The organism is Pseudomonas sp. efr-133-TYG-103a, from assembly GCF_030209235.1.
GTDB lineage: Bacteria > Pseudomonadota > Gammaproteobacteria > Pseudomonadales > Pseudomonadaceae > Aquipseudomonas.
The window spans coordinates 123,524-146,536 of the sequence record NZ_JARVSK010000010.1; the positions used below are offsets into that span (position 1 = coordinate 123,524).

Here is a 23,013-nt window from a genome sequence, read left to right on the forward strand (position 1 = left end):
AGGTCATTCGAAGTCGGCGTACGGCCCGCGTTCTTGCAGCTAGCGCTGAGGCAGATTCAGATGCTCCGGCAAGACTTCTGCCCCGCTGCTCACCAGCAGCGCAAAGTGAATGACGTTCTCAAGTTCCCGCGTGTTTCCTGGCCAGTAATGCGCTTCGAGCACACGCTGAGCCGCATCGCTGATCAGCGGCATCGGAAAGTCCAGACGCTGGCTGTAGATGCCAAGGAAGTATTCAGCCAATGGCAAGATGTTACCCGGTTGTTCCCTGAGCGCCGGCAGGTCCAGCCGACCTTCGCTGAGATACCGATACAGGCGCTCGTGAAATTTTCCCGCCGAGACTGCCAGTCTCAGGTCAATGCTGGTGGCCGCAACCAGTCTGACGTCCACCGGGCTTGGCTGCGACGCGCCCACGCGGGTGACCTCGCGATTTTCGAGCGCTGCCAGCAACTTGATCTGAATGGACAGCGGCAAATCGGCAATCTCATCCAGATACAGCGTGCCGCCGGTGGCCGAGCCGAACCAGCCAGCGCGGCTGCTGGCCGATCCGGCATAGGCACCTGCAGCGTGACCGAACAGCTCGGCATCGGCATACGTCGGGCTGATGGCTCCACAGTTCACGGACACGAACAAACCCGAACGGTCGCTGCCACGATGAATGTGCCTGGCGAGCAACTCTTTGCCGGTTCCCGGCTCTCCTCGGATCAACACGGGCAGTTCAAGCGGCGCGAGTTGCTCCATCTCTTCACGCAGCTGACGCGAGCGTGGATCGATGAAGACCAGCGCTTTGGCGCGAATACTGAGGGGGCTTTTTTCGGCTTCGGGGAAGGTCAGCAGCGGGTTGTTCAAAACATCAGGATGGCTCATGGCAGTCTCCCGCCCAAGCCTTCCGATGACCTGAGCGTTAAAAAAAAGGCCGCAGCGCCTGTGCGTTCGCTGCGGCCAAAAAAGTGATCATCAGTGCAGGCTCAGAGGTGCCGACAGCCGAGCAACATGCCTTCACGCGCGACGCCGGGTCAGCTGTTCGATGCGTCCTTGCAAGCGATAAAGATACGCAAAGCCCTGTTCCCATCGTTGATGGCCGGATTTGACGTTGATGTGCCCGGCGCCACTGAGGATGCCGATCTCGGCGCCCCAGTTGCGCGCCATTTCCATGGCTCGCAGGGCGCTCACGGCCGAATCGTTGTCAGAGCTGACGACCTGAGCAGGGAACGGCATCAGGTGTTCGGGAATCGGCGCAAAATTGCGAATGGCAGGCGGGCAGTTCGCACGTTCGACATCAGCAGGTGCCACCAGCAACGCACCGCGCACCTGACGCAGGGTTTCCAGGGGCGCCAGTTGCGCCCAATGGGCAACCGTCACGCAACCCAGGCTGTGGGCAATGAGGATAACGGGCGAGCTGTCCGCCGCGATCACGCGCTGCAGCTCACCCACCCAGTCTTCGCGGCGTGGCTTGAGCCAGTCGGCCTGCTCCACACGCACACTGTTCGGCAGACTGTTCTGCCAATGGGTTTGCCAATGGTCGTCGGCAGATCCTTGCCAGCCTGGCACGATCAGGTAACGGATCGATTCGTTATGCATGGCCTTCGCCTCCTGCATGTTGCGTTCATGGGGGCGAGTATAGGGACGAGACATATATTCGAAAAAGAATAAGAAGATATTTATTAATAGCTCAAATACATATGCCGCAGCCTCAGGCATCTGCGCGCAAAAAAAGAGGGCCACCCCCTGCCTTAAGGAGTGGCCCTGATAAATCACGCTGTCTGCCCCCAGCTCGCCGGGGATGAGTGAAGAATACGGGCGAGTTGTTACAGAATTTTTATCGACGAAAAATCCCGAACGCTACCTGAGCATCAGCTTTCGCGAGCGAGCCCGCGCCCAGAGGCTGCACCCGTTTTCACGCCCGTCGGGGTGAACCGGTTCGCGCGACCGAACGTCCCGAAATCATTGAACCGAACGCCCATTTGCGCCATGACCTTATGCGCGACGGGCGCCGTCATCTGGCGGATGTAAAAAGGCTCCTTGACCACGAAATGGTGAATCGCGTGAGTGCTGCCGAAGTTGAAGCAGAACGCCTGCAGCGGCCACATCCACCAAGGATTGAGGACCTGAGTCTGTTGCATCACATTGCCGGGTTCGACATCACCGTAGTAGTGCATGTTCGAGCTGACGAAATGCAGGCAGAAGGTGCGCAAGACGTTGGGCCCGACGATCACCACCACTGCAACGTCGATGGCGTGCATGAATGCCAGCGTGCTCTGCGACCAGTCAATCGAGTTACCTGCCAGGGCCGCGATGCCGTTGATCCCGTGAAAGCCCAGAAACACATACCAGGCGCTCCAGTTCAGCAAGGCCAGCGGGGCATAAACCCGGAGTGTCCGCTTGAGAATGCTGAACCGGTGAGCCCAGGTTTGCGCACGCAACATCCGGATCAACGACGACATCACGTTATCGCCGACCATCAACAATCGGGCGAGCCCCCAGGGTTCGCCGTTGGTGATCGCGCGTTCTTCCAGGTCGGCCTCGGTGCCGGACACCTTGTGATGATTCAAGTGCAGATGCCGACGAATCCACGGGTTGATGGTGCTCGGCCGGGCCATCCACACCAACGCCAGCATCAGGTTGTGCGGCACTCGCTGCTTGCGGAAATACATGCTGTGAATCAGGTCGTGCTCCAGCTCATGGGTCAGCGACGCAAAGAACGCATTGAGCAACAGGCAGGCCCACCACGCGACGTGGCCCTCGATGTAGAGCGCCGCGCTGAGCGTCATGCCGCCGAGCGCAAACATCAGGATGCTCACGCCAATGGCATCTTGATGTCGAAGGATCGGATAACGCGCACGCAGGATCTCGCCATGGGCCATGACCGCCGCGCGAATATGGGCTGATCGCTGCTGTGCATTCAGTCCGGCTGCACTTGCAGAAGTGTCGTGCATGCTTCCATCTCCGGTTTTATGATTCAGAAAAACACGACATCACTGTGCCGAGCGCGGCGCACAACCGCCCTGCCGTGAACGCCAACCTGTTGACCGGAAGCGCCAATCTGTATGCCTGAGCCGAGCATTCTCGCCAGTTGGACCCGCGCCCTGCGCAAGCAACTCGACGCCCTGGGCCTGGACAGTCTCGCGCTGAGTGAAGCGGCGGGCCTGGACTCACAGTTGATGGACGACCCTAACGCGCGCTATCCGGTGGCAGCCACGACCCGTTTCTGGCAACTGGCCGTGCAAGCGAGCGGCGATCCCGCGCTGGGTTTGCGCGTGTCGCGCTTCGTCAGCCCCACCACTTTTCACGCACTCGGCTATGCACTGGTTGCCAGCGGCTCGTTGCGCGAAGTGTTCGAGCGCATCGTGCGCTACCACCCGGTGGTCAGTGACGCGCTGGATCTGAGCTTCGTGCGTGAGGGGGATCACTACGCGTTCCGTTTTCGGGTGCCGGAGGGCGGACCGATGCCGGCCAACGAGGCCATGGACGCGTTTGCCGCCATCTACGTGCGGACCTGCCGTAACCGGCTCGGGCGGCATTACGCACCTTTGGCCGTTCACCTGATGCGCCCTCAACCCGAAGACCCGAAGCCGTGGCACGACGTGTTTCGGGCGCCGCTGCATTTCGCTGCGCGGGAAAATTTGCTGGAGTTTGCGTGCGCCGACTTCGACAGCCATCTGGACGATGCCAATCCGGAACTTGCCGAGCATAACGAAGCGGTCCTCAATCGCACGCTGGAGCAGCTCAGCCCGTTGACGTGGGAGCGCAAGGTGCGTGGAGCGATCGAAACCCAGCTGCCGGAAGGTGAGCCGTCAGCCGAGCGCATTGCCCAGAACCTGCACTTGAGCCTGCGCAGCTTGCAGCGCCATCTGGCAGACGAGGGCTGCAGTTACGATCTGCTGCTTAACCAGTGTCGGCAGAACCTGGCGCTGCAGCACATGCGCGAGCCTGGTACGTCACTCAGCGAGATCGCTTACCTGCTGGGATTCTCTGACACCAGCAGTTTCAGCCGCGCATTCAAGCGCTGGACCGGCATGACGCCCAGCCAGTACCGCGACGGCCTGTTGCGCTGACACCTAGCCCGGTCAGGCCTTCACTTCCGTCAGCCGGTGCAACGCCGCACGGCGCAGCCGACCAGTGTCCAGCACGTGGATCAAGTTACCTTCGCGCCGCACAATGTTGCGCTCGGCCAATTCCCCCAGCACGCGCTCGACCACTTCACCGCTCAGTCCCAGACAACGCTGCGAGGCCATGTTCGAGAGCGCTACGACCCGCACGGAGCGGTCCAGCTCGCCGTATCCCTCGGTCAGCATCAACAGACGAAACGCCACTCTCTCGACGGTCGGCAACAGTGTCATCTGTTCAGGGAGCGGAACCAGCAGACCGAGTTTTTGACTCAGCAACGCGCAAAAGTGACGCCACAGCGCCGGGCGCTCTTGCAGCAGTTGCCTGATCGGCGCGTGAGGCATGTGCAGGAGGATGATCGAGCCTTCGGCAAAGCCGTCCAGCGCGCTGGGCTGATCGTCAAACAGCGCCCGTTCGCCAAACCAGTAAGGCCGCTTGCCAACGGGACGGGGAAGGTCATGACATTGCTGAGCGGGATCGCCGAAGCGGATCGATCCATCCAGCAGCGCGTACAGTCCGGTGACCGGCTGACCGCGCTCGAACACGGTCCTGCCCGATGTGAAGCGTCGCTGCTGCATACCGCTCAGCAGGCTATCCTGCAATGAGGCGGGCAACTCGGTGAACCATCGGTCGTTCATCAACCAAGAGCTCCATTGCGTTCCATTCGTCATGTGAATCTCCTTTTTATCAGCAGCGTTTTATTGCAGGCTGAACCGGCAGTCGCGGCTCATCCAAAAATCAGCGGCATGATCCACGCATCACCAGAGGAATAACAATGAAAAACCTCGTCGATCACTTAAGCCAATACGCGTCTTACCATCGCGACACCCGAAATATCGCCACCCACTTCGTCGGCGTTCCGCTGATCGTGCTGGCCGTGGCGATACTGCTGTCCCGGCCGGGCTGGAGCAGCTGGGCGCTGGCCGATCTGTGGATTTCACCGGCCTTGCTGGCAACGGTCGCGGCCACTGCGTTCTACCTGCGGCTGGACAGGCCTTTCGGCATCGCCATGGGCATCGTGCTTGCGCTGTTTCTGTGGATCGGAGCGCACCTGGCGCAGCAGAGCACGATGGTGTGGCTCGGCTCAGGCGTCGGGCTGTTCGTGGTCGGCTGGGCGATCCAGTTCGTGGGCCATTATTACGAAGGTCGCAAACCGGCGTTCGTCGATGACGTCACAGGCCTGATCATCGGCCCGCTGTTCGTGGTCGCCGAAGCGGCCTTTCTGATGGGAATGAGAAGGAAGTTGCAGAACAGCATCGAGGGTAAAGCGGGCCGCGCGCACAAGCGCAACCTGAAGAAGGCGGCTGTGTAGCAAACACAGCCTTTTTGCAGAGCGCGCTTGCCCGCGAATGCGGTTTGTCTGTGACAAGCCAGAACCGACTTAGATACTCTCGACCTTCTGCCAGACCTTCGGCTTGAAGAACAGCGTCTCGCCGCGGGCCAGGCCGATCAGGCTGTCGTGGTCCTTGACCACTTCAGCTTCGATCAGCTCCGGCTGACCTTCGACCTTCAAGGTCACGCGGGTGGTTGCGCCCAGCGGACGGATGTCACGCACTTCAGCGGCGTGATGCCCTTCCACTTCATGACGCGACAACGACACTTCATGCGGCCGGAACAGCACGTGGTTGTCTTCGCCCAGGTGCAAGCGGTTCGAATCCCCGAGGAAGTGATACACGAAATCGCTGGCCGGGTTCTCGTACACCTCGCCCGGCGAGCCGATCTGCTCGATCACGCCCTTGTTCATCACCACAATGCGGTCGGCGACCTCCATGGCTTCTTCCTGGTCGTGGGTCACGAAAACCGAAGTCAGGTTGATGTCTTCGTGCAGGCGCGCCAGCCAGCGACGCAATTCCTTGCGCACCTTGGCGTCCAGCGCACCGAACGGCTCATCCAGCAGCAGCACTTTGGGCTCTACCGCCAGCGCCCGCGCCAGCGCGATACGCTGACGCTGACCGCCCGACAGTTGCTCGGGGTAGCGATCGGCGAGCCAGTCCAGTTGGACCATGTTGAGCAGCTCATGCACTTTCGCCGCGATCTGGCTTTCGTTCGGCCGCTGGTTCTTGGGCTTCATGCGCAGGCCGAACGCGACGTTGTCGAACACCGTCATGTGGCGGAACAGCGCGTAATGCTGGAACACGAACCCGACGTTGCGATCACGCACATCGTGACCGGAGACGTCTTCGCCGTGGAATACGATGCTGCCCTGATCAGGGGTTTCAAGCCCGGCGATGATGCGCAGCAGCGTGGTCTTGCCACAGCCTGAGGGCCCCAGCAAAGCCACCAGCTCGCCACTCTGGATGTCCAGACTGATGCTGTTGAGGGCCTTGAAGGCATTGAAGTTCTTGCTGACGTTACGGACTTCGATCGACATGAATTATTCCTCCGCCGCGCTTTGGCGCAGACGGCTAATGCGCGCTTCGCTCCACTGCTTGAGCAGCAGGATGAACAGCGCAAGGATCAATAACAGGCTCGCCACGGCAAAAGCAGCCACGTGGTTGTACTCGTTGTAGAGAATCTCGACATGCAGCGGCAGGGTGTTGGTCACGCCGCGAATGTGGCCGGAGACCACCGACACCGCGCCGAACTCACCCATCGCCCGGGCGGTGCACAGCACCACGCCGTAGATCAGGCCCCATTTAATGTTCGGGACGGTCACGTGCCAGAACATTTGCCAGCCATTGGCGCCCAGCAGCCGGGCGGCCTCTTCTTCCTGCGTGCCCTGCTCCTGCATCAGCGGGATCAGTTCACGCGCCACGAACGGTACGGTCACGAAGATGGTCGCCAGAACGATACCGGGCAGCGCAAACACGATCTGGATGTCGTGATCCTGCAGCCACGGCCCGAAAACGCCGCGCGCGCCAAACATGAGGATGTAGACCAGACCGGCAATGACCGGGGATACCGAGAACGGCAGGTCGATGAGCGTGACCAGAATGGCTTTGCCGCGGAACGAATATTTGCTCACGCACCAGGCGGCAGCCACGCCAAACACCACGTTCAATGGCACAGAGATGAGCACGGCATACACGGTAAGTTTCAGCGCCGACAGCGCGTCGGGCTCAAGAATCGCCGTGAAGAAGCCGCCGATGCCGTTCTTCAGGCCCTGACTCACGACCACGAACAGCGGCAGCAACAGAAAGAGCGCGAACACCAGCCACGCGAGGCCGATGAGAATACGCCGCGACACTGCGCTGCCACGACGGGATGCATTGGCCGAAGAAGCGGCAATAAGCGATGGACCGGACATGATGCGCCTCCTCAGTTAGGGGTTTCGATACGTCGCTGCAGCAGGTTGATCAGCAGCAACAGAATGAATGAGACCACCAGCATCAGCACACCAATGGACGTTGCCCCCGCATAGTCGTACTGATCAAGCTTGACCATGATCAGCAGCGGCAGGATTTCGGTCTTCATCGGCATGTTGCCGGCGATGAAGATCACCGAGCCGTATTCACCGACGCCCCGCGCGAACGCAAGCGCAAAGCCGGTCAGCCAGGCAGGCAGCAATGCAGGGGCGAGGATGTAACGGAACACTTGAATCGGCCGCGCGCCAAGGCACGCCGCCGCTTCTTCGACTTCACGCGGGATGTCGGCAAGCACCGGCTGCACGGTCCGGACTACGAACGGCATGGTGACGAACGTCAGCGCCAGCGTAATACCGAAAGGCGTGTAGGCGATCTTGATGCCCAGGTCGGTGGCGAACTGACCGACGAGGCCTGCGGGCGTGTACAGCGCTGTCAACGCGATGCCCGCCACGGCTGTGGGCAGGGCGAAAGGCAGATCGATCATCGCGTCGATGATTTTGCGGCCCGGGAAGGTGTAACGCACCAGCACCCAGGCGAGCAGGGTACCGATGATGCCGTTGATGATGGCCGCATAGAACGCAGTGCCGAAGCTCAGTTTCAGCGCAGCCAGCACACGTGGCGCCGTGACGATGGTCCAGAACTGCTCAGCGCTCAGTTGGGAGGCGTGGATGAACATCACCGCAAGCGGTATCAGCACAATCAAGCTGAGGTACACCAAGGTGTAGCCCAGCGTCAGCCCGAAGCCGGGTATGACGGGGGATATGCGTCGAGACATAAGTGTCCTTGGTTGATACACGTAACCCGGAACGGGTCCGGGTCAGTTGGTTTTTCGCCGTGGAAAACGTCACGGAATTTATCAGATCCCGGGACGTTTCATGCAGGAGCGCGCATGCCGCGATGGCGATCTGTCCATGTCAATCGCATTCATTGACATACCGTCTCGCGGGCAAGCGCTCCTACAGGCTTATTTAGGAATGTAAATCTGGTCGAAGATACCGCCATCGTTGAAGAACTTGGGCTGAGCCGATTTCCAGCCGCCGAAATCCTTGTCGATGGTCACCAGTTCCAGTTTCGGGAACTGCTTCTCGTACTTGGCGGCCACTTCTTTGTCGCGAGGACGGTAGAAGTTTTTCGCGGCGATTTCCTGGCCTTCCTTGCTGTACAGGTGCTTCAGGTATTCGGTGGCGATTTCGGTCGTGCCGTGTTTCTCGGCGTTCTTCTCGACGACGGCTACCGGAGGTTCGGCCAGGATCGACAGCGAAGGTACGACGATGTCGAACTTGTCAGCGCCACCGTCTTCCTTGAGCGACAGGAAGGCTTCGTTTTCCCACGCGAGCAAGACGTCGCCCAGGCCGTTGTTGGTGAAGCTGATGGTTGCGCCGCGCGCGCCGGTGTCCAGCACAGGAACGTGCTCGAACAGCGTTTTGATGTATTCCTTGGCTTTGGTCTCATCGCCGCCGTTGGCTTTCAGGCCGTAGGCGTACGCAGCGAGGAAGTTCCAGCGGGCGCCGCCAGAGGTTTTAGGGTTTGGCGTGATGACGGCGACGTCTTTCTTGATCAGATCCGCCCAGTCATGGATGCCCTTAGGGTTGCCCTTGCGAACCAGGAAGACGATCGTCGAGGTGTACGGCGTGCTCGCGTCCGGCAGCTTGGTCTGCCAGTTTTCAGGGATCGATTTCCCCAGCTTGGAGATTTCGTCGATGTCGCCAGCCAGCGCCAGCGTCACGACGTCCGCAGGCGAACCGTCAATGACGGACCGACCCTGCTTGCCCGAACCACCGTGGGACTGGTTGATCTTGACGGTGTCGTCCGGATGGGCTTTTTTCCAGTAGTTGATGAACTCGGCGTTGTAGTCCTGATAAAGCTCGCGAGTCGGGTCATAGGACACGTTCAACAACGTGTAATCCTTTGCGACTGCAGAACCGGCAAACACGGCACTGGCGAGAGCGGCCAGCGCGTAACGACGAATGGACATGTATCAAGCTCCTGGAATTTATGTGTTGTTGGCTTTTTCTAGTTTTGATTTCGGTTCAAGCAAATCGGTAACCCATGGCCGCACGCGCTGAAGCGTCCCTCAGCCTTGCTGTTTGCCCGGATTCTGCAGACGGAATTTTTCTTTGCGTTCGATCTGTACCACTTGTGCGTTATGCACAGTGATTTCAACCGCGCCAAAGCGCAGGTCGCGCAAAGCGCTCTGAATTTCACGCAGAATGCTTGCTTCGTCCTGGCCATCGACGCTACGTAGAGATGCGCTCATGATCGTGCTCCTTGAAAAGTTTGCCCGCAGCGGCGTGGGAGAAGCGGCTGCTCGTGGCGTAAGCGCGATATTAGAGAGGGAGGGTTATTCTTAAAAATACTATTTAAGAATGCAGATATAACCAAAGTGAATTTGGTGTTCTGAGCGGCTCGAAACCTTGTGGAGTGAGCTTGCTCGCGATAGCGTTTTTTCCGTCAGTAAACGACAGACTGACCCAGCGCCATCGAGCAAGCTCACTCCTACAAGATCAGCACGATTTTCCCTGTAGGGGCTCGGCGATCTGACGATCAGCTCAACCCAAAAACCGGCGCATGCTGCCAGTCGATCTGCTCGGCCGGCATTGGCCGGGCGAACCAGTAGCCCTGACCCAGCTCGCACTGATTATTCAGCAGAAAGTCAGCCTGCCCGGCCTGCTCGATCCCCTCGGCCAGCACGCGCATCCCCATGGCCCGCGCCAGCGCAATGATCGCGTGTACGATCGCCACGTCGTCCTCGTCGTCCGGCAGGCCCGCAACGAACCCCTGGTCGATCTTCAACTTTTGCACAGGCATGCGCTTGAGACGCAGAAGAGAGGAATACCCCGTGCCGAAATCATCAATGGACAGTTTCAGGCCGAGCTCGCGCAGACGATGCATCTGCTCGATGGCCTGATCGGGGTCATCCATGATTGCGCTCTCGGTGACCTCGAGCTCCAGATGTTCAGGCGCCAGCCCTGTTTCTGCGAGGACCCGAGCGACTCGACGATCAAGATCGCCCCGGGCGAACAGCCGACTGGAAACGTTCACCGCCACGAAGGATATCTGTATGCCGCTTTCGAGCCAGCGGCGCATTTGCAGGCACGCCTGGGTCAACACCCAGTTATCGATGTCGGCTATCAGGCCGCTCTGCTCGGCGATCGGGATGAACTCACCTGGCGAAACCATGCCTCGGTTCGGATGCTGCCAGCGGACCAGCGCCTCGACGCCTTCGATCCCGCGGTTATGCAGGTTATGGATCGGCTGATAAAACACTCGCAACTGGTTCTGCGCGATGGCCTGACGCAGTTCGTTGGTCAACTCGACACGTCGCTGGGCATGGGCCGTCAACTCGGCGGTGTACAGCGCGTAGCTCTCCCGCCCCTGATTCTTGGCCTGAAACAACGCAGCATCAGCGTTGCGTAGCAATTGCTCAGCGTTCTCGGCATCGTTGGGGAAAACGCTGACACCGATGCTGGCCGTCAGAAACAGCGATTGGTCGTTGACGAAAAAGGGCTCGCGCAGGCCATTGAGAATCCCCTGCGCCACTTCGGCAGCCTGTGCCGCTTGCTGCGCGTTTTCGAGCAAGACGGCAAATTCGTCACCGCCCAGCCTGGCCAGCGTCACGCCTTTCTCCAACAGGCTTTTCAGTCGTTCGCCGACGGCTTTGAGCACTTCGTCGCCGATGTTGTGACCCAGACTGTCGTTGATGTGCTTGAAGTGATCCAGATCCACCAGCAGCAGCGCCAGACTCTGGCGATTTCGGCGCGCCTGGGTGTGCGCCTGTTCGGTCCGCTCAGTAAACAGAAGCCGGTTCGGCAGACCGGTGAGCGCGTCGTAATGAGCCAAATGGGCCAATTCGCGCTCGGAATGCTTGACGGTGGAGATGTCAGAAAACACCGCCACGAAATGAGTGATTTCGCCGCGATCATTCTTGATCGAGCGAATGCTCTGCCACTGCGGATAGATCTCCCCACTCTTGCGCCGATTCCAGATTTCTCCGCTCCACTGCCCGGCGCTGAGGATGCTCTTGTACATGCGCTCGTAGAATTCAGGCCCATGACGCCCTGACTTGAACGTGTTCGGCTTCTCGCCCAGCACTTCGTCCTGCTGATAGCCCGTGATTTCCATGAACGCCCGATTGACGTGCACGATCACGCCATTGGCATCGGTCACCAGCACGCCTTCCAGCGTGGTGTCGAATACCGCGGCTGCCAGCCGCAGGCGCTGCATGTCCTGATCACTGCGAACCGGCGCCTTGACGCCCATGAAACTCAACAGCCGGGATCTGGCGAGGTAGACGAGCAGCGCGCTGAGGGCCAGCCAGGCATAGCCGCTCATCAGTTGGGCGCGAGCCAGCTGGACCGGGTCTTCGATCAGCCGGGGCAGCAAGAAGTCGGTGATCCCCAGCCAGATGATCGACAGCAGCCCATACAACAGTGCGGTTCGGAGCGCATCTCGGGTAATGGTCGACATAAAAAGGAAAGACCCTACGAAAATCCGGGATTATAGAGTAAGAAACATCTTGCGACTCTTATCTAAAACACCGACTGGTTTTATCTGGTGGCTAAGTGATAATGCGCGCTGCCGCACCGGGGTCGCACTCTCGACCCCACACACTCGCACGCGTTACAACCGAGGGCAACTCAGCCTATGTGGAACAACGGTCTGCTTGACCTTTCCGTCTGGCAATTGGTCGCAGTCACTCTGGCGATGACACACGTCACTATCGTCAGCGTCACGGTCTATCTCCATCGCTACTCTGCTCACCGCTCGCTGGAACTCAACGCCGGCCTCAAGCACTTTTTCCGTTTCTGGCTGTGGCTGACCACGGCGCAGAACACCCGCGAGTGGACCGCCATCCACCGCAAACACCACGCTAAATGCGAAACAGCCGATGACCCGCACAGCCCTGTCATCAAGGGCCTCTCGACGGTGCTGCGCAAAGGCGCCGAGCTGTACCGCGCCGAAGCCGAGAATCCGGAAACCCTGCGCATCTACGGCAAGAACTGCCCTGAGGACTGGATCGAACGCAATCTCTATTCCCGTTACCCACGCCTGGGCGTGATGATCATGGGCGCGCTGGATCTGGCGTTCTTCGGCGTGATCGGCATCACCGTCTGGGCGATTCAGATGATGTGGATTCCAGTGTGGGCGGCCGGTGTGGTCAATGGCCTGGGGCACGCCGTCGGTTATCGCAATTTCGAATGCCGAGACGCTGCGACCAACCTGGTGCCTTGGGGCATCCTGATCGGCGGCGAAGAACTGCATAACAACCATCACACCTATCCCAACTCGGCGAAGCTGTCGGTCAAGCGCTGGGAGTTCGACATGGGCTGGGCGTGGATCAAGCTGTTTTGCTGGCTGCGTCTGGCCAAGGTCCAGCGGGTCGCGCCGATCGCCCACCGGGTCGAAGGCAAGGGCCATCTGGACATGGACACCGCGATGGCGATCCTCAATAACCGCTTCCAGATCATGGCCCAGTACCGCAAGCTGGTAATTGCACCGCTGGTCAAGCAGGAACTGGCCAAGGCCGACGAGTCCGTCCGCCACCAGTTCCGTCGCGCCAAGCGCCTGCTGTCCCGCGAAACCAGCCTGCTGGAAGACAAGCATCAGCTGCGCATCCAGACCATGCTCGAGCACAGTCAGGCGCTGAAAGTGATCTACGAGAAGCGTCTGGCACTTCAGCAGATCTGGGCGAAGACCAGCAGCAACGGTCACGACATGCTCGCGGCCATCAAAGACTGGGTCCACGAAGCCGAGGCCAGCGGTATCCAGTCCCTTCGCGACTTCGCCGACCAGCTCAAGACTTACTCGCTTCGCCCGCATCACGCCTGATGCCGTTGATCGGCTCCTTCCTCCAGATGGGGTAGAAAACGTCATCCGCGAAGATGAGGCAAGGCAGATCAGGCGAAAAACGACCGGGGTCGCGACCCGACTCCGGCCGCTCTAAATGAGCCTTTCTCGCCTGTTTTCCTCGCAGCATCATCAAGCGGAGTCGTTTTCAGTCAGTCTGGCCGGCTGCGCGCCTGTCGGAACTTCCTGCCTCTGGATCAATCTCATTAGCACCTTCGCACTATGCTTTGTGTGACATGTTGTGGCTGTGCGCCGCACCTTATTTTGAGATGCAGTGCTCATGGACAACCAGAACGCTTCTATCGAGATTCCCGCAGCAGCAGAAACCTTGCTGGCGCTGATGCACGCCCAAGCTGAAGTGGCCCGGCTCAGCGAGCGGGAGCAGCTCTTCAGCTCTCTGCTGGTCAGCGTCAACGCGGTGTTGTGGGCGTTCGACTGGCAAACCCAGCGCATGATCTACGTCAGCCCCGCTTACGAGCGAATCTTCGGCCGCTCCGCCGGCCTGTTGCTCGCAGACTTCGGCGAATGGCGTGACAGCATCTACCCCGACGATCTGGATTACGCCGAGCGCAGCTTGAGCGAAGTGCTGGAAAAAGGCTCCATCGAAGACCGCGAATACCGCATCATTCGCGCCGATGGCCAGGTGCGCTGGTTGAGCGACAAATGCTTCGTCAGTCATCAGGCCGAACACGGCCAGCGGCTGATCGTGGTCGGGATCGCTGAAGACATCACTGAAAAGAAACAACTGGAAGACGAGCTGCAGCGGCTGGCCACCACGGATGTGCTGACCCAGAGCAGCAACCGTCGTCATTTCTTCGAGTGCGCTCAGCGCGAGTTCGAACAGGCACGTCTGCAAGGCACGCCCATGGCGTTTCTGCTGCTGGACGTGGATGACTTCAAGCTGGTGAACGACACCTACGGTCATCAGGAAGGCGACACGGTGCTGCAGCGCATCGCCGAATGCGGGCGCAAGACCCTGCGTCGTGGCGACCTGTTTGGGCGCATCGGTGGCGAGGAGTTCGCGGCGGTGTTTCCGGGCTGCGCGCCGGACATGGCCAAGCAGATCGCCGAGCGACTGCAGCGGGAGATTCAGCGTCTGAGCTTCCAGTGCAACGACAAGACATTCGGAATTACAGCCAGTCAGGGCCTGACCAACCTGGGCACTCAGGATCAAAGCCTGGAAGCCCTGTACGCCCGCGCAGACGCGGCGATGTATCAGGCCAAACGTCAGGGCAAGAATCAGATCGTGTTGGTGTGAAAGCCAGGCGGTGAGTTCAGCAAGACACCACCGCCAGCCTCTCAACGATCAGCGTATGTTCTGGATGCTGCCTTTGTTGCCCATGACCTTGACCTTCACCTGCTTGAAGATGAAGTAATCATTGACCGTGACCTCGTAACGAGGGGCAACGATCAGGTCCGACCCCGAGGACTTCACCGCTTTGTAAGCAGCGGCGGCCTTTGCGTTGGAGACTGGGTCAGGAAGAGGCAGACCCATTGCGGAACCGCTGCCTGCACCATAAGTCACGCCGTCGGCAAACTTGTTGTCGCCGCCTAGCGCCAGCCATCCAAACAGAATATTGGTGGAGGATTCGCCGCTGATGGCCTCGCCCACTTTTACGTCCGCTTTCAAGTCAGTTCTGACTTCACCCGAGAGCGGCGCGGTAGGCTGGCTGACGTTGTAGCTCACGCAACCACTCGTGGTTGCGATCAATGTGCCGACTGCGGCCAATGTCCATAATTTCTTCATCTGTGTTTCCCTTGCTCATGATCAGATAGTTGCAGCGGCGCAACTATGGAGAGGGAATACGGAAAAAAAAGTCAGACACTTCCGAACAGAAAGTAGGCGCTGTCAGCCATCACCCGACGGAGATTTCATACACAAACCACTTCAAAGGCTGTCCTCGAAGCAGTGAAGCCTTTCTGATCGCCTTCGCGGCAAACTCAAGCCACCAGCTTGTTTCGCACCCGCTCAAGATCCGAGGCACCGATTTTCAGGAGCCGCGCCGACTTGCTCTTGGCCAATGCCTCCAGCGGATCCTCCACACCCAACCGCCCCATTTGTCCTGCCAGATTCATCGCCAGCACTTCGCGGGTGTACACGCCGGTGTTGTACTGATAGACCGCCGCGATCAATTCACGCAATTCCAGCGGCAGGCGCCAGCGGGTGCGAAGCGCCGAGCCGAACGCCGCCGAGTACTGCTCGAGCGCGCGGGCAATGGTCGCATCGTCCAGCGTACCGCCCGCGTGCAGCCAGTCCTGCAGGCAACGTATGACGGCCAGATCGCCAAGACCTCTGAGCAATCCGGCGCAGTAGCAACGTTCGTGGTCCAGCTCGAGTGTGCGCGCCAGAATGCGCGCGTAGCCGGCGGTACGCCGTGAGACATCCCAGATCTCGCTCGCCTGAAGTATCAGCGAAGGGTCGGTCAGGATCGCGCCACGCTTGAGCGCCAGCCCCTGAACGAGGTTCGCGCTCTGGGTAGCGCCCAGCAGCGCCAGCGCCTGGCCCAGTGTCTGTTGCGGCTTGCCTTGATGTTGCGAAGCGCTGTTGGCGGCAGCAATCAAAACCGCCGTGACATGAGGATCGTTGATCAGCTCTTGCTCCAAGAGCTTCAGATCGACACCGGCGGCACCCTTGCTACGGGCAACGGCCTGCGCGACATCGACGAACAACGGGCCGCCGTCCGCCACTTCCCGACGCTTTTCCAGAAACCCGTCAAGCCCGACGCCCGGCGCCAGTGCCGGAATCTCGCACGCCACCTGCGCGCCGTCCTGCAACAGCAGCGTCTCAAGCCGATGCCGCAGGCCTTCCATATTCAGGGGTTTGGTGAGATAGGCAGTCGGTGCGAGCTGCACCGCCTCGCGCACGCTGGCGCTGTCATTGCGGTTGCTCAGCAGAATGAAACGGACCGGGGGCTGGCGTCTCAGCAGGCGCACGCCGCGTAACAGGCTGAGCCCGTCGACGCCCGGCAGCTCGCGGGACGCAATTACCAGATCGGGGATGTATCCGCGCATGAGTTCAACCGCCTGCTTCCCGTCCGAACACACGTCGAGTTGTGCGTCGCAGCGCACATCCAGAACGAGTTCATTGAGCATCTCGCGAGCCCAAGGGTCAGCTTCAGCAATCAATACACGAGGAACGGAAGGCGCCTCAACAACGGTCATCATGACTCTCCGGCATCAGTCTTCGTACATTAGTCAAAGAGAACCGCGGGAGACAGGCTTAAAGCGCTTTTTCTGACGTCAATAAACGAAAAAACCTGCCGAAGCAGGTCTTTTCTGATGAATTGGTCACTTTTTGATCAAACGCGACCCGCTTCCATCACGCGATTTCAGCGAAGCACTCTTCGATGATTTTCAGGCCTTTGTCCAGTTGCTCGTCTGGCGAGGTCAGCGGGACCAGAACGCGCAGCACGTTACCGTAGGTACCGCACGACAGAAGGATCAGACCTTTGTCGCGTGCCTTAGCGACCACCTGAGCCACCGCTGCAGCGTTGGGCTTATGGGTGTCGCCGTTTTCGAAGCACTCGACAGCAATCATCGCGCCCAGGGCACGGACTTCGCCGATTACCGGATTCTTGGCCTGAATGGCACGCAGGCCCGTCACCAGACGCTCGCCGACAGCCTTGCAGCGGTCCAGCAGGTGCTCTTCTTCGAACACTTCCATGACGGCCAGTGCAGCCGCGCAGGCAATCGGGCTACCGGCATAGGTACCGCCCAAGCCACCTGGCGCGATCGCGTCCATGTATTCGGCCTTGCCGCAGACGCCAGCGAGCGGGAAACCGCCTGCAATGGATTTGGCGAATGTGGTCAGGTCAGCGGTGACGCCCATCTGCTCCATGGCGAAGAAAGTGCCGGTACGGCCAGCGCCGGTCTGCACTTCATCAGCGATCAGCAGAATGCCATGCTTGTCGCACAGTTCGCGCAGGCGAACCATGAACGCTTTAGGCGCGACGTAGAAACCACCTTCGCCCTGAACCGGCTCGATGATGATCGCTGCAATGTCTTTCGGCTCGGCGTCGTTCTTGAAGATACGCTCGATGCTGGCGATGGAGTCGTCAACGCTCACGCCATGCAGCTCGTTCGGGTACAGCGCGCGGAAGATGCCGCCTGGCATCAGGCCCATGCCGGCCGAGTAAGGCACGACCTTGCCGGTCAGACCCAGGGTCATCATGGTGCGGCCGTGGTACGCGCCGGTGAACGCGATGACGCCAGCACGGCCAGTGGCAGCGCGAGCAATCTTGACGGCGTTCTCTACTGCTTCTGAACCGGTGGTGACCAGCAGGGTTTTCTTGGCGAAGTCGCCCGGCACCTTGGCGTTGATTTTTTCGCACAGCTCAACGTATGGCTCGTAGGCCAGCACCTGGAAGCAGGTGTGCGTCAGCTTGGTCAGTTGCTCTTGTACCGCGGCAACGATTTTCGGATGCAGGTGACCCGTGTTGAGCACCGCGATGCCGCCTGCGAAATCGATGAACTCGCGGCCTTCAACGTCAGTGACGGTCGCATTTTTCGCGGAATCGGCGAAGATCGGGTGAATTTGACCAACGCCACGCGGAACAGCGGCTTCGCGGCGTTTCATCAGAGATGCGTTTGTTTTGCTCATGTTTTCCTCATTCGCCGCTCATCGGGCGGCGTGGTTCAAGGATCAAGCGGCGGGTTCGACAGCGGCAGCATACGATGATCGACTGCCGCGGCCTCCCGGCCAGCAAATGGGTTTTGCTGCTAAAAACACCCGCGTAACGTCGCTCTCGCGCTGCGCGGGTTGAATCTTCTACCGCAATTTGAAGCGTCGCGAGCGACGGTCAGGCAAGGCGGCAAGGTTTGAAAAAAACGGAGTTGGCTCCAGCCAATGAGTATTTTTTCGAACCTTGCCAACGCAGCCTCACCGAGCGCAGCAGCTTCAAACGCTCAGGCAGAGGTATTTGATTTCCAAGTAATCTTCGATGCCGTACTTGGAGCCTTCACGGCCCAGGCCCGACGCCTTCACACCACCAAACGGGGCGACTTCGTTGGAGATCAGGCCGGTGTTGATGCCCACCATGCCATATTCCAGCGCCTCAGCGACACGAAACACGCGGCTCATGTTCTGAGCATAGAAGTACGACGCCAGACCAAACTCGGTGTCGTTGGCCATGGCGATGACTTCGGCTTCATCTTTGAAGCGGAACAGCGGCGCCAGCGGACCAAAGGTCTCTTCCTTGGCCACGGCAGCGTCCTTGGACACGTTGACCAGAATGGTCGGCTCGAAGAAGTTGCCTTCCAGGCTGTTGCCGCCGCTCAGCACCTTCGCACCTTTGCCCAGCGCATCCGCGATGTGCTCCTTGACCTTGGCGACGGCTTTCTCGTCGATCAGCGGGCCGGTGGTGGTGCCTTCGGTCATGCCGTCGCCGACTTTCAGCTTGGCGACCGCCGCCTTCAGTTTTTCGGCGAATGCATCGTAGACCGAGTCCTGCACGTAGATGCGGTTGGCGCACACGCAGGTCTGACCGTTGTTGCGGTATTTGGAGATGATCGCGCCTTCGACTGCCTTGTCCAGATCGGCGTCGTCGAACACGATGAAGGGCGCGTTACCGCCCAGCTCCAGCGAGACTTTCTTGATGTCGTGGGCACATTCGGCCATCAGCTGACGACCGATTTCGGTCGAGCCGGTGAACGACAGTTTGCGCACGATCGGGTTACTGGTCAGCTCGGTGCCGATGTCGCCTGCGCTGCCGGTCACGACGCTGAACACGCCAGCCGGAATGCCTGCGCGCTCGGCCAGCTCAGCCAGCGCCAACGCCGAGTAAGGCGTCTGCGAAGCCGGCTTGAGGACCATCGTGCAGCCAGCGGCCAGCGCGGGGCCGGCCTTGCGGGTGATCATCGCCGCCGGGAAGTTCCATGGCGTGATGGCGGCTGTCACGCCGATTGGCTGCTTCAGCACGATCAGGCGCTTGTCCGGCTGATGGCCCGGAATGACATCGCCGTAGACGCGCTTGGCTTCCTCAGAAAACCACTCGATGAACGAAGCGGCGTAGGCGATTTCACCCTTGGCCTCAGCCAGCGGCTTGCCTTGTTCGAGGGTCATCAGGCGACCGAGGTCCTCCTGGTTTTCCATCATCAGTTCGAACCAGCGACGCAGCTTGGCGCCACGCTCCTTGGCGGTCAGCGCGCGCCAGGCCGGCAGCGCCTTGTCAGCGGCTTCGATGGCGCGGCGGGTTTCGGCAGCGCCCATCTTCGGAACAGTGCCGAGAATTTCGTTGTTGGACGGGTTGTTGACCTTGATGGTCTGGCCACTGTCGGCATCGGCCCAGGCGCCATTGATGTACGCCTGCTGGCGGAACAACTTCGAATCTTTGAGCTGCATGTCGGCCTCCTAAACAGCACCGCGCGCGGCGGAGCGAATTTTATTGATTATTCAAAGGCGCCTCGACCGAGGCTGCCGTCAGGAAAACAGGGGTCGGACCTGCGCGCAAAGAAAGGTAAAGCGCAGAGAAACCGAAGGTGAGCGTTTGAAATCTCAAACGAATCCTAGGGACAACAGGGGTAAAGGACAATACTCCGTTCGAGAAAAAGAACGCAAACCCCGGCAATCCCGAACTTTTCTGATCAACGTCACTTCTGACACGCGCAAACGTGCGAAATCGACAACAGTCACTCGCCAGCATGGACGCACGCAGGTCAGATGAGTATCATGGCGCCCGCGTTGCACTTGTAGCTCAGCTGGATAGAGTACTGCCCTCCGAAGGCAGGGGTCGTGGGTTCGAATCCCGCCAAGTGCGCCATTTTTGATTTCAGGTCGTTCGACACGTTCTGAAAACCGCCGTATATAAAGAAGCCCGCCGATGTGCGGGCTTTTTTGTGGCCGACGCATCGCGGCGCCGCGGGTCGTTCGAGCTTTCAGACAGCGCGTGCCGCTTCGGTCGCTGACGGCTGCGGAGAGGTTTAATGCCGATGGGCGACGGACGATCCACAGCGCGGATCACGATGAACGTGAAGCTCTGAACCGTCCAAACCGGCGCTGCCGATGAGACAGGGCCGGCGTGGAAGGACGAGCTACCGTTCAGGAATGCCTGATCAGACGTTCGGGCAAGGCACCGGGGCCCAGTCGCCCAGATCCGCATTTTTGCACATGGCATTGACCTGCGATTGTCCGCTGGCCGCGATCTGCTCGCTTGCAGCTTGCTTGACCTTGGCGTCCTGCAGAGTCTTCTCGGTGCTCACCGCTTCCTGCGGGACGCTCGGCCGTTTTTTCTTCACCGCCGTCTTTTTCTTGTGAGTCTTTGCAGCGGGTGGCGCGGTGTCTGCAGCTGCAATGACCACGACATCGGCACGTTGAACGCCTACGTTCTGCAGATCCTTTTCATACGCTTGGGTGTAACTGTCGAGGTTCTCAGCCGATCTGCCGTTAACCGCCGCTATCAGGTCGTTGGACTCCTTCAGGCCCGCGACGATTTCAGCCAGTCGCTTGCGACCCTCGGTGTCATCAATGGTCTTGGCCTTGCGGGCGCTGATCAATCGGGTGAACTCACCCTGATAGCAAGACTGAGATGCCTGGGCGTAGGCAGTGCTGCGATCAAGATCGGCCGCGCTGTGGTTGATATCGGTGGCATAGGAACCGATGCGCTGACGGTCATCGACGATCTGTTTCTGTTTCTCGGTGTAGTACCCCGCAGCTCCGCCCACCAGTGCGCCCCCTGCGGCGCCGATGGCGACATTACGGGCGCGGTCTTCGGAATTGCCGACCAATGCACCCGCCAAAGCGCCGCCCACTGCGCCAACGGCAGCGCCGCCGAACATCGATTGGGTGGTGTCCGAATCGGTGCCTCGCAGATGCTTCACCGGTTCGTAGCAGGTCGGGTAGTACTCGACTTGAGTGCTCGCGCCGACTTTGGAAACCGGCGAGCTGGCACAGCCTGCCGTCAGCACGGCGCTGAACCCGGCACAGGCCAGCAGCAGCGCGCGACAGGTGGAGGTCGAGATAACGAAGTTACGAGGAAACTGCATGGTGATGCTCTCTTTTCTGGTTTTTACAACGCCGGTAGGCAACGGGCCGCCCGGACTCCCTTTCAGCTCGCTGAACGACGGCCGTCATGGCTGACTGGCCGACGCGAGCAACTCCTTTAGAATTTTTTGTGGATCCGCTCGGTTGTGTTGGCGGTAATGCTCCACATGACTGACGAAAAGCGTGGCCCGCGCCACCAGGCTCTTGCCCAGTACCGGCTTGCGAATAAGGTCTTCCCGGACCCGCTGAAATTGCGCGCGAATGACCGCATCGGTGTAGCGGGTGCCGGTGGCAAGGTTGTCGAGATAGATGGCGACCGCGCCGTCCAGCGCACTGGTGCCGTTGCGGATGGCGGCGGCGAACAGCCTGGCGCTGGCGTGGTCGTTGCCGTCGGTCGCAAGCTGCTGGCTGTTGCGCAGATTGGTCAGGCGGATGTTGTAGTTGCTGATGGTCTCGGCGACCAACGCGGAGGACTGAATCAGGTTGCCAGCCGCCTCCTCGCGCTGCCGGGCGATCAGCGAGACGTTGCGTTTGAGCTCTTCATTCACCCGCCCCAGCTCAGCCTGGAGCTTGGGGTCGGCGCTGGCGGCGATGATGCTGTCCAGGCGCTTGGTCGGGTCTTCGGCGTCATCGATGGCGTCGGTGAGCGACGCCAGCCTGCCTTCTTTCTGCCACTGCTCGAAGAGCTCCTTGTAGCGCGAACGCGGCGCCGATAGCGCACCGATCGCGATGCGCAGACCCGTGGTCTCGTTGCGCTGCTCACTACCGTCGGCAGCGAAGAGCGGATACTCACGGCGCATCCCGGTGAACAGCGTGCCCTCGCCTTCCAGGTAATTGCCCCCCTTGGCGATGAAGCCGCCGTAACTGCCATGGCGACGCCCGGCATGCACCAGCTGAAACGACTCCTGGACCATTTCCGCGGCGTTACCGATCACATCGAACAGACCGATGGGATTGGGCTGGCGAGTGCCGACGGGCATCAATCGCGCGGCCTGCCCGGTACCGCCTGCCACTTGATTGAACACCGCCCAATCGCCCAGCGGCCCGTCTTCTTCACTGCCTTCCCGGCGGCGAGGGAACAGTCGGCCTTCCAGTTCCTGGCGAGTCACTGCCTGGCCGCCACGGGCGGCATATTCCCATTCGACTTCCGTGGGCAAGCGGACGAAACCGACCCCGCCGTCATCGCGTTGGTCTCGCCCGCTGACCGGCAACAGGTCGGGGTGATTTCTCATCAGCCAGCCGCTGTAGACCGCGGCAAATCGCTCGGCCTCAAAGCGCGACAGCCTGACCTTCGGCAAGCGCCCGAGCATGCCCTCAGGGTCCTGGCATACCGGCGACGATTCATCGCTGGCGGTCGATCGAGCCTGCGACATGACGTGCGCGTACTGCCGCGCGGTGACTTCGTACTTCCCGATGAAATACAGCATTGGCTTGAGGGGCGTGGAAGCGTCGGTCTTTGGCAGCAGCGGCTTGATGATCTTGCGCCAGGCGGCCGGCAGATCGTCGGGCGTGAACTGGCCGTTGATGAAATCGCGTCGGTAGCCTGAAATGAAGGGCTGCTTGTAACCCGGCTCGTCTTCGCTGAACGGATAGCCAAGGCTCACCTCGCGATCGTCCAGCGAGCCCTGGGCCAACACGTAGACGTAGCGCAGTACCATTTCACCACCGCAAGGTAACGGCAGGAACACATCACCCGTCAGCGGCTTGGGGTTGTCCGCCGTGCTCCCGTTATCGGCGAGTGTCGGCGCGCCGTAGGCCAGTGACATGCACAGTGTGGCC

Annotated in this window: 19 protein-coding genes, 1 tRNA gene and 1 pseudogene; 5 read left to right on the forward strand and 16 right to left on the reverse strand. The window is 60.1% G+C overall.

What is annotated here, in order from left to right; genetic code table 11:
• Window positions 1-48: 48 nt before the first annotated feature.
• The 3 genes and pseudogenes from QRN36_RS08345 to QRN36_RS08355 all read right to left on the reverse strand — a co-directional run.
• Window positions 49-864 (reverse strand): annotated as a pseudogene (locus tag QRN36_RS08345) (sigma-54-dependent transcriptional regulator); the annotation flags it as partial.
• A gap of 132 nt (window positions 865-996) precedes the next feature.
• Window positions 997-1,578, reverse strand: coding sequence for an alpha/beta hydrolase (locus tag QRN36_RS08350; protein ID WP_285423611.1), 582 nt, complete (start codon window positions 1,576-1,578; stop codon window positions 997-999).
• Between the two features lie 272 nt (window positions 1,579-1,850).
• On the reverse strand, window positions 1,851-2,933 hold the full coding sequence (locus QRN36_RS08355; protein WP_285423612.1) for a fatty acid desaturase: 1,083 nt from the start codon (window positions 2,931-2,933) through the stop codon (window positions 1,851-1,853).
• 111 nt (window positions 2,934-3,044) lie between these two features.
• On the opposite strand from QRN36_RS08355, the gene QRN36_RS08360 reads away from it, so the two are divergent.
• Window positions 3,045-4,052, forward strand: a complete 1,008-nt coding sequence (locus QRN36_RS08360; RefSeq protein ID WP_285423613.1) for an AraC family transcriptional regulator — start codon at window positions 3,045-3,047, stop codon at window positions 4,050-4,052.
• A 12-nt stretch (window positions 4,053-4,064) separates the two neighbouring features.
• Here QRN36_RS08360 and QRN36_RS08365 read toward each other — a convergent pair whose 3' ends face one another.
• The gene (locus tag QRN36_RS08365) at window positions 4,065-4,742 is read right to left on the reverse strand and encodes a Crp/Fnr family transcriptional regulator (protein ID WP_285423614.1); all 678 of its coding nucleotides are present in this window, start codon (window positions 4,740-4,742) and stop codon (window positions 4,065-4,067) included.
• Window positions 4,743-4,879: 137 nt separating this feature from the next.
• Between QRN36_RS08365 and QRN36_RS08370 the strand changes: the two genes are divergently transcribed.
• Window positions 4,880-5,416 carry a DUF962 domain-containing protein gene (locus QRN36_RS08370; protein WP_285423615.1) on the forward strand — a complete coding sequence of 179 codons (537 nt, stop codon included), beginning with the start codon at window positions 4,880-4,882 and terminating at the stop codon, window positions 5,414-5,416.
• A 69-nt stretch (window positions 5,417-5,485) separates the two neighbouring features.
• Here the strand turns inward: QRN36_RS08370 and QRN36_RS08375 are convergent, their stop codons facing one another.
• The 6 genes from QRN36_RS08375 to dibA form a co-directional block, all read right to left on the reverse strand.
• Complete coding sequence (locus QRN36_RS08375; RefSeq protein ID WP_285423616.1) at window positions 5,486-6,475, reverse strand: sulfate/molybdate ABC transporter ATP-binding protein; 990 nt, start codon at window positions 6,473-6,475, stop codon at window positions 5,486-5,488.
• A 3-nt stretch (window positions 6,476-6,478) separates the two neighbouring features.
• The gene (cysW, locus tag QRN36_RS08380) at window positions 6,479-7,351 is read right to left on the reverse strand and encodes a sulfate ABC transporter permease subunit CysW (protein WP_093468025.1); all 873 of its coding nucleotides are present in this window, start codon (window positions 7,349-7,351) and stop codon (window positions 6,479-6,481) included.
• Window positions 7,352-7,362: 11 nt separating this feature from the next.
• On the reverse strand, window positions 7,363-8,184 hold the full coding sequence (gene cysT, locus QRN36_RS08385) for a sulfate ABC transporter permease subunit CysT (protein WP_285423617.1): 822 nt from the start codon (window positions 8,182-8,184) through the stop codon (window positions 7,363-7,365).
• A gap of 189 nt (window positions 8,185-8,373) precedes the next feature.
• On the reverse strand, window positions 8,374-9,384 hold the full coding sequence (locus QRN36_RS08390) for a sulfate ABC transporter substrate-binding protein (protein ID WP_093468019.1): 1,011 nt from the start codon (window positions 9,382-9,384) through the stop codon (window positions 8,374-8,376).
• A gap of 99 nt (window positions 9,385-9,483) precedes the next feature.
• A complete protein-coding gene (oscA, locus tag QRN36_RS08395) occupies window positions 9,484-9,666 on the reverse strand; it encodes a sulfur starvation response protein OscA (RefSeq protein ID WP_081565193.1) in 183 nt (60 codons plus the stop codon).
• Window positions 9,667-9,953: 287 nt separating this feature from the next.
• Window positions 9,954-11,876, reverse strand: a complete 1,923-nt coding sequence (gene dibA / locus QRN36_RS08400; RefSeq protein WP_285423618.1) for a phosphodiesterase DibA — start codon at window positions 11,874-11,876, stop codon at window positions 9,954-9,956.
• A gap of 177 nt (window positions 11,877-12,053) precedes the next feature.
• Here dibA and desA point away from each other — a divergent pair, with 177 nt between their 5' ends.
• Window positions 12,054-13,238, forward strand: coding sequence for a delta-9 fatty acid desaturase DesA (gene desA, locus QRN36_RS08405; protein ID WP_285423619.1), 1,185 nt, complete (start codon window positions 12,054-12,056; stop codon window positions 13,236-13,238).
• A gap of 298 nt (window positions 13,239-13,536) precedes the next feature.
• Window positions 13,537-14,514 (forward strand): sensor domain-containing diguanylate cyclase, encoded by a 978-nt coding sequence (locus QRN36_RS08410; RefSeq protein ID WP_285423620.1) that lies wholly within the window; start codon window positions 13,537-13,539, stop codon window positions 14,512-14,514.
• Window positions 14,515-14,562: 48 nt separating this feature from the next.
• Here the strand turns inward: QRN36_RS08410 and QRN36_RS08415 are convergent, their stop codons facing one another.
• From QRN36_RS08415 to gabD, 4 genes are all read right to left on the reverse strand, one after another.
• On the reverse strand, window positions 14,563-15,003 hold the full coding sequence (locus tag QRN36_RS08415) for a hypothetical protein (protein ID WP_285423621.1): 441 nt from the start codon (window positions 15,001-15,003) through the stop codon (window positions 14,563-14,565).
• A 194-nt stretch (window positions 15,004-15,197) separates the two neighbouring features.
• Window positions 15,198-16,421, reverse strand: coding sequence for an HDOD domain-containing protein (locus QRN36_RS08420; protein WP_285423622.1), 1,224 nt, complete (start codon window positions 16,419-16,421; stop codon window positions 15,198-15,200).
• Between the two features lie 154 nt (window positions 16,422-16,575).
• Window positions 16,576-17,856, reverse strand: coding sequence for a 4-aminobutyrate--2-oxoglutarate transaminase (gene gabT / locus QRN36_RS08425; protein ID WP_093467999.1), 1,281 nt, complete (start codon window positions 17,854-17,856; stop codon window positions 16,576-16,578).
• A 297-nt stretch (window positions 17,857-18,153) separates the two neighbouring features.
• On the reverse strand, window positions 18,154-19,596 hold the full coding sequence (gabD, locus tag QRN36_RS08430; RefSeq protein ID WP_285423623.1) for an NADP-dependent succinate-semialdehyde dehydrogenase: 1,443 nt from the start codon (window positions 19,594-19,596) through the stop codon (window positions 18,154-18,156).
• A 341-nt stretch (window positions 19,597-19,937) separates the two neighbouring features.
• Here gabD and QRN36_RS08435 point away from each other — a divergent pair.
• Window positions 19,938-20,014 (forward strand) — tRNA-Arg (locus QRN36_RS08435).
• A 292-nt stretch (window positions 20,015-20,306) separates the two neighbouring features.
• Here QRN36_RS08435 and tagQ read toward each other — a convergent pair.
• Window positions 20,307-21,236 (reverse strand): type VI secretion system-associated lipoprotein TagQ, encoded by a 930-nt coding sequence (tagQ, locus tag QRN36_RS08440; protein ID WP_285423624.1) that lies wholly within the window; start codon window positions 21,234-21,236, stop codon window positions 20,307-20,309.
• Between the two features lie 84 nt (window positions 21,237-21,320).
• Window positions 21,321-23,000 (reverse strand): SUMF1/EgtB/PvdO family nonheme iron enzyme, encoded by a 1,680-nt coding sequence (locus tag QRN36_RS08445; protein WP_285423674.1) that lies wholly within the window; start codon window positions 22,998-23,000, stop codon window positions 21,321-21,323.
• Window positions 23,001-23,013: the final 13 nt, after the last annotated feature.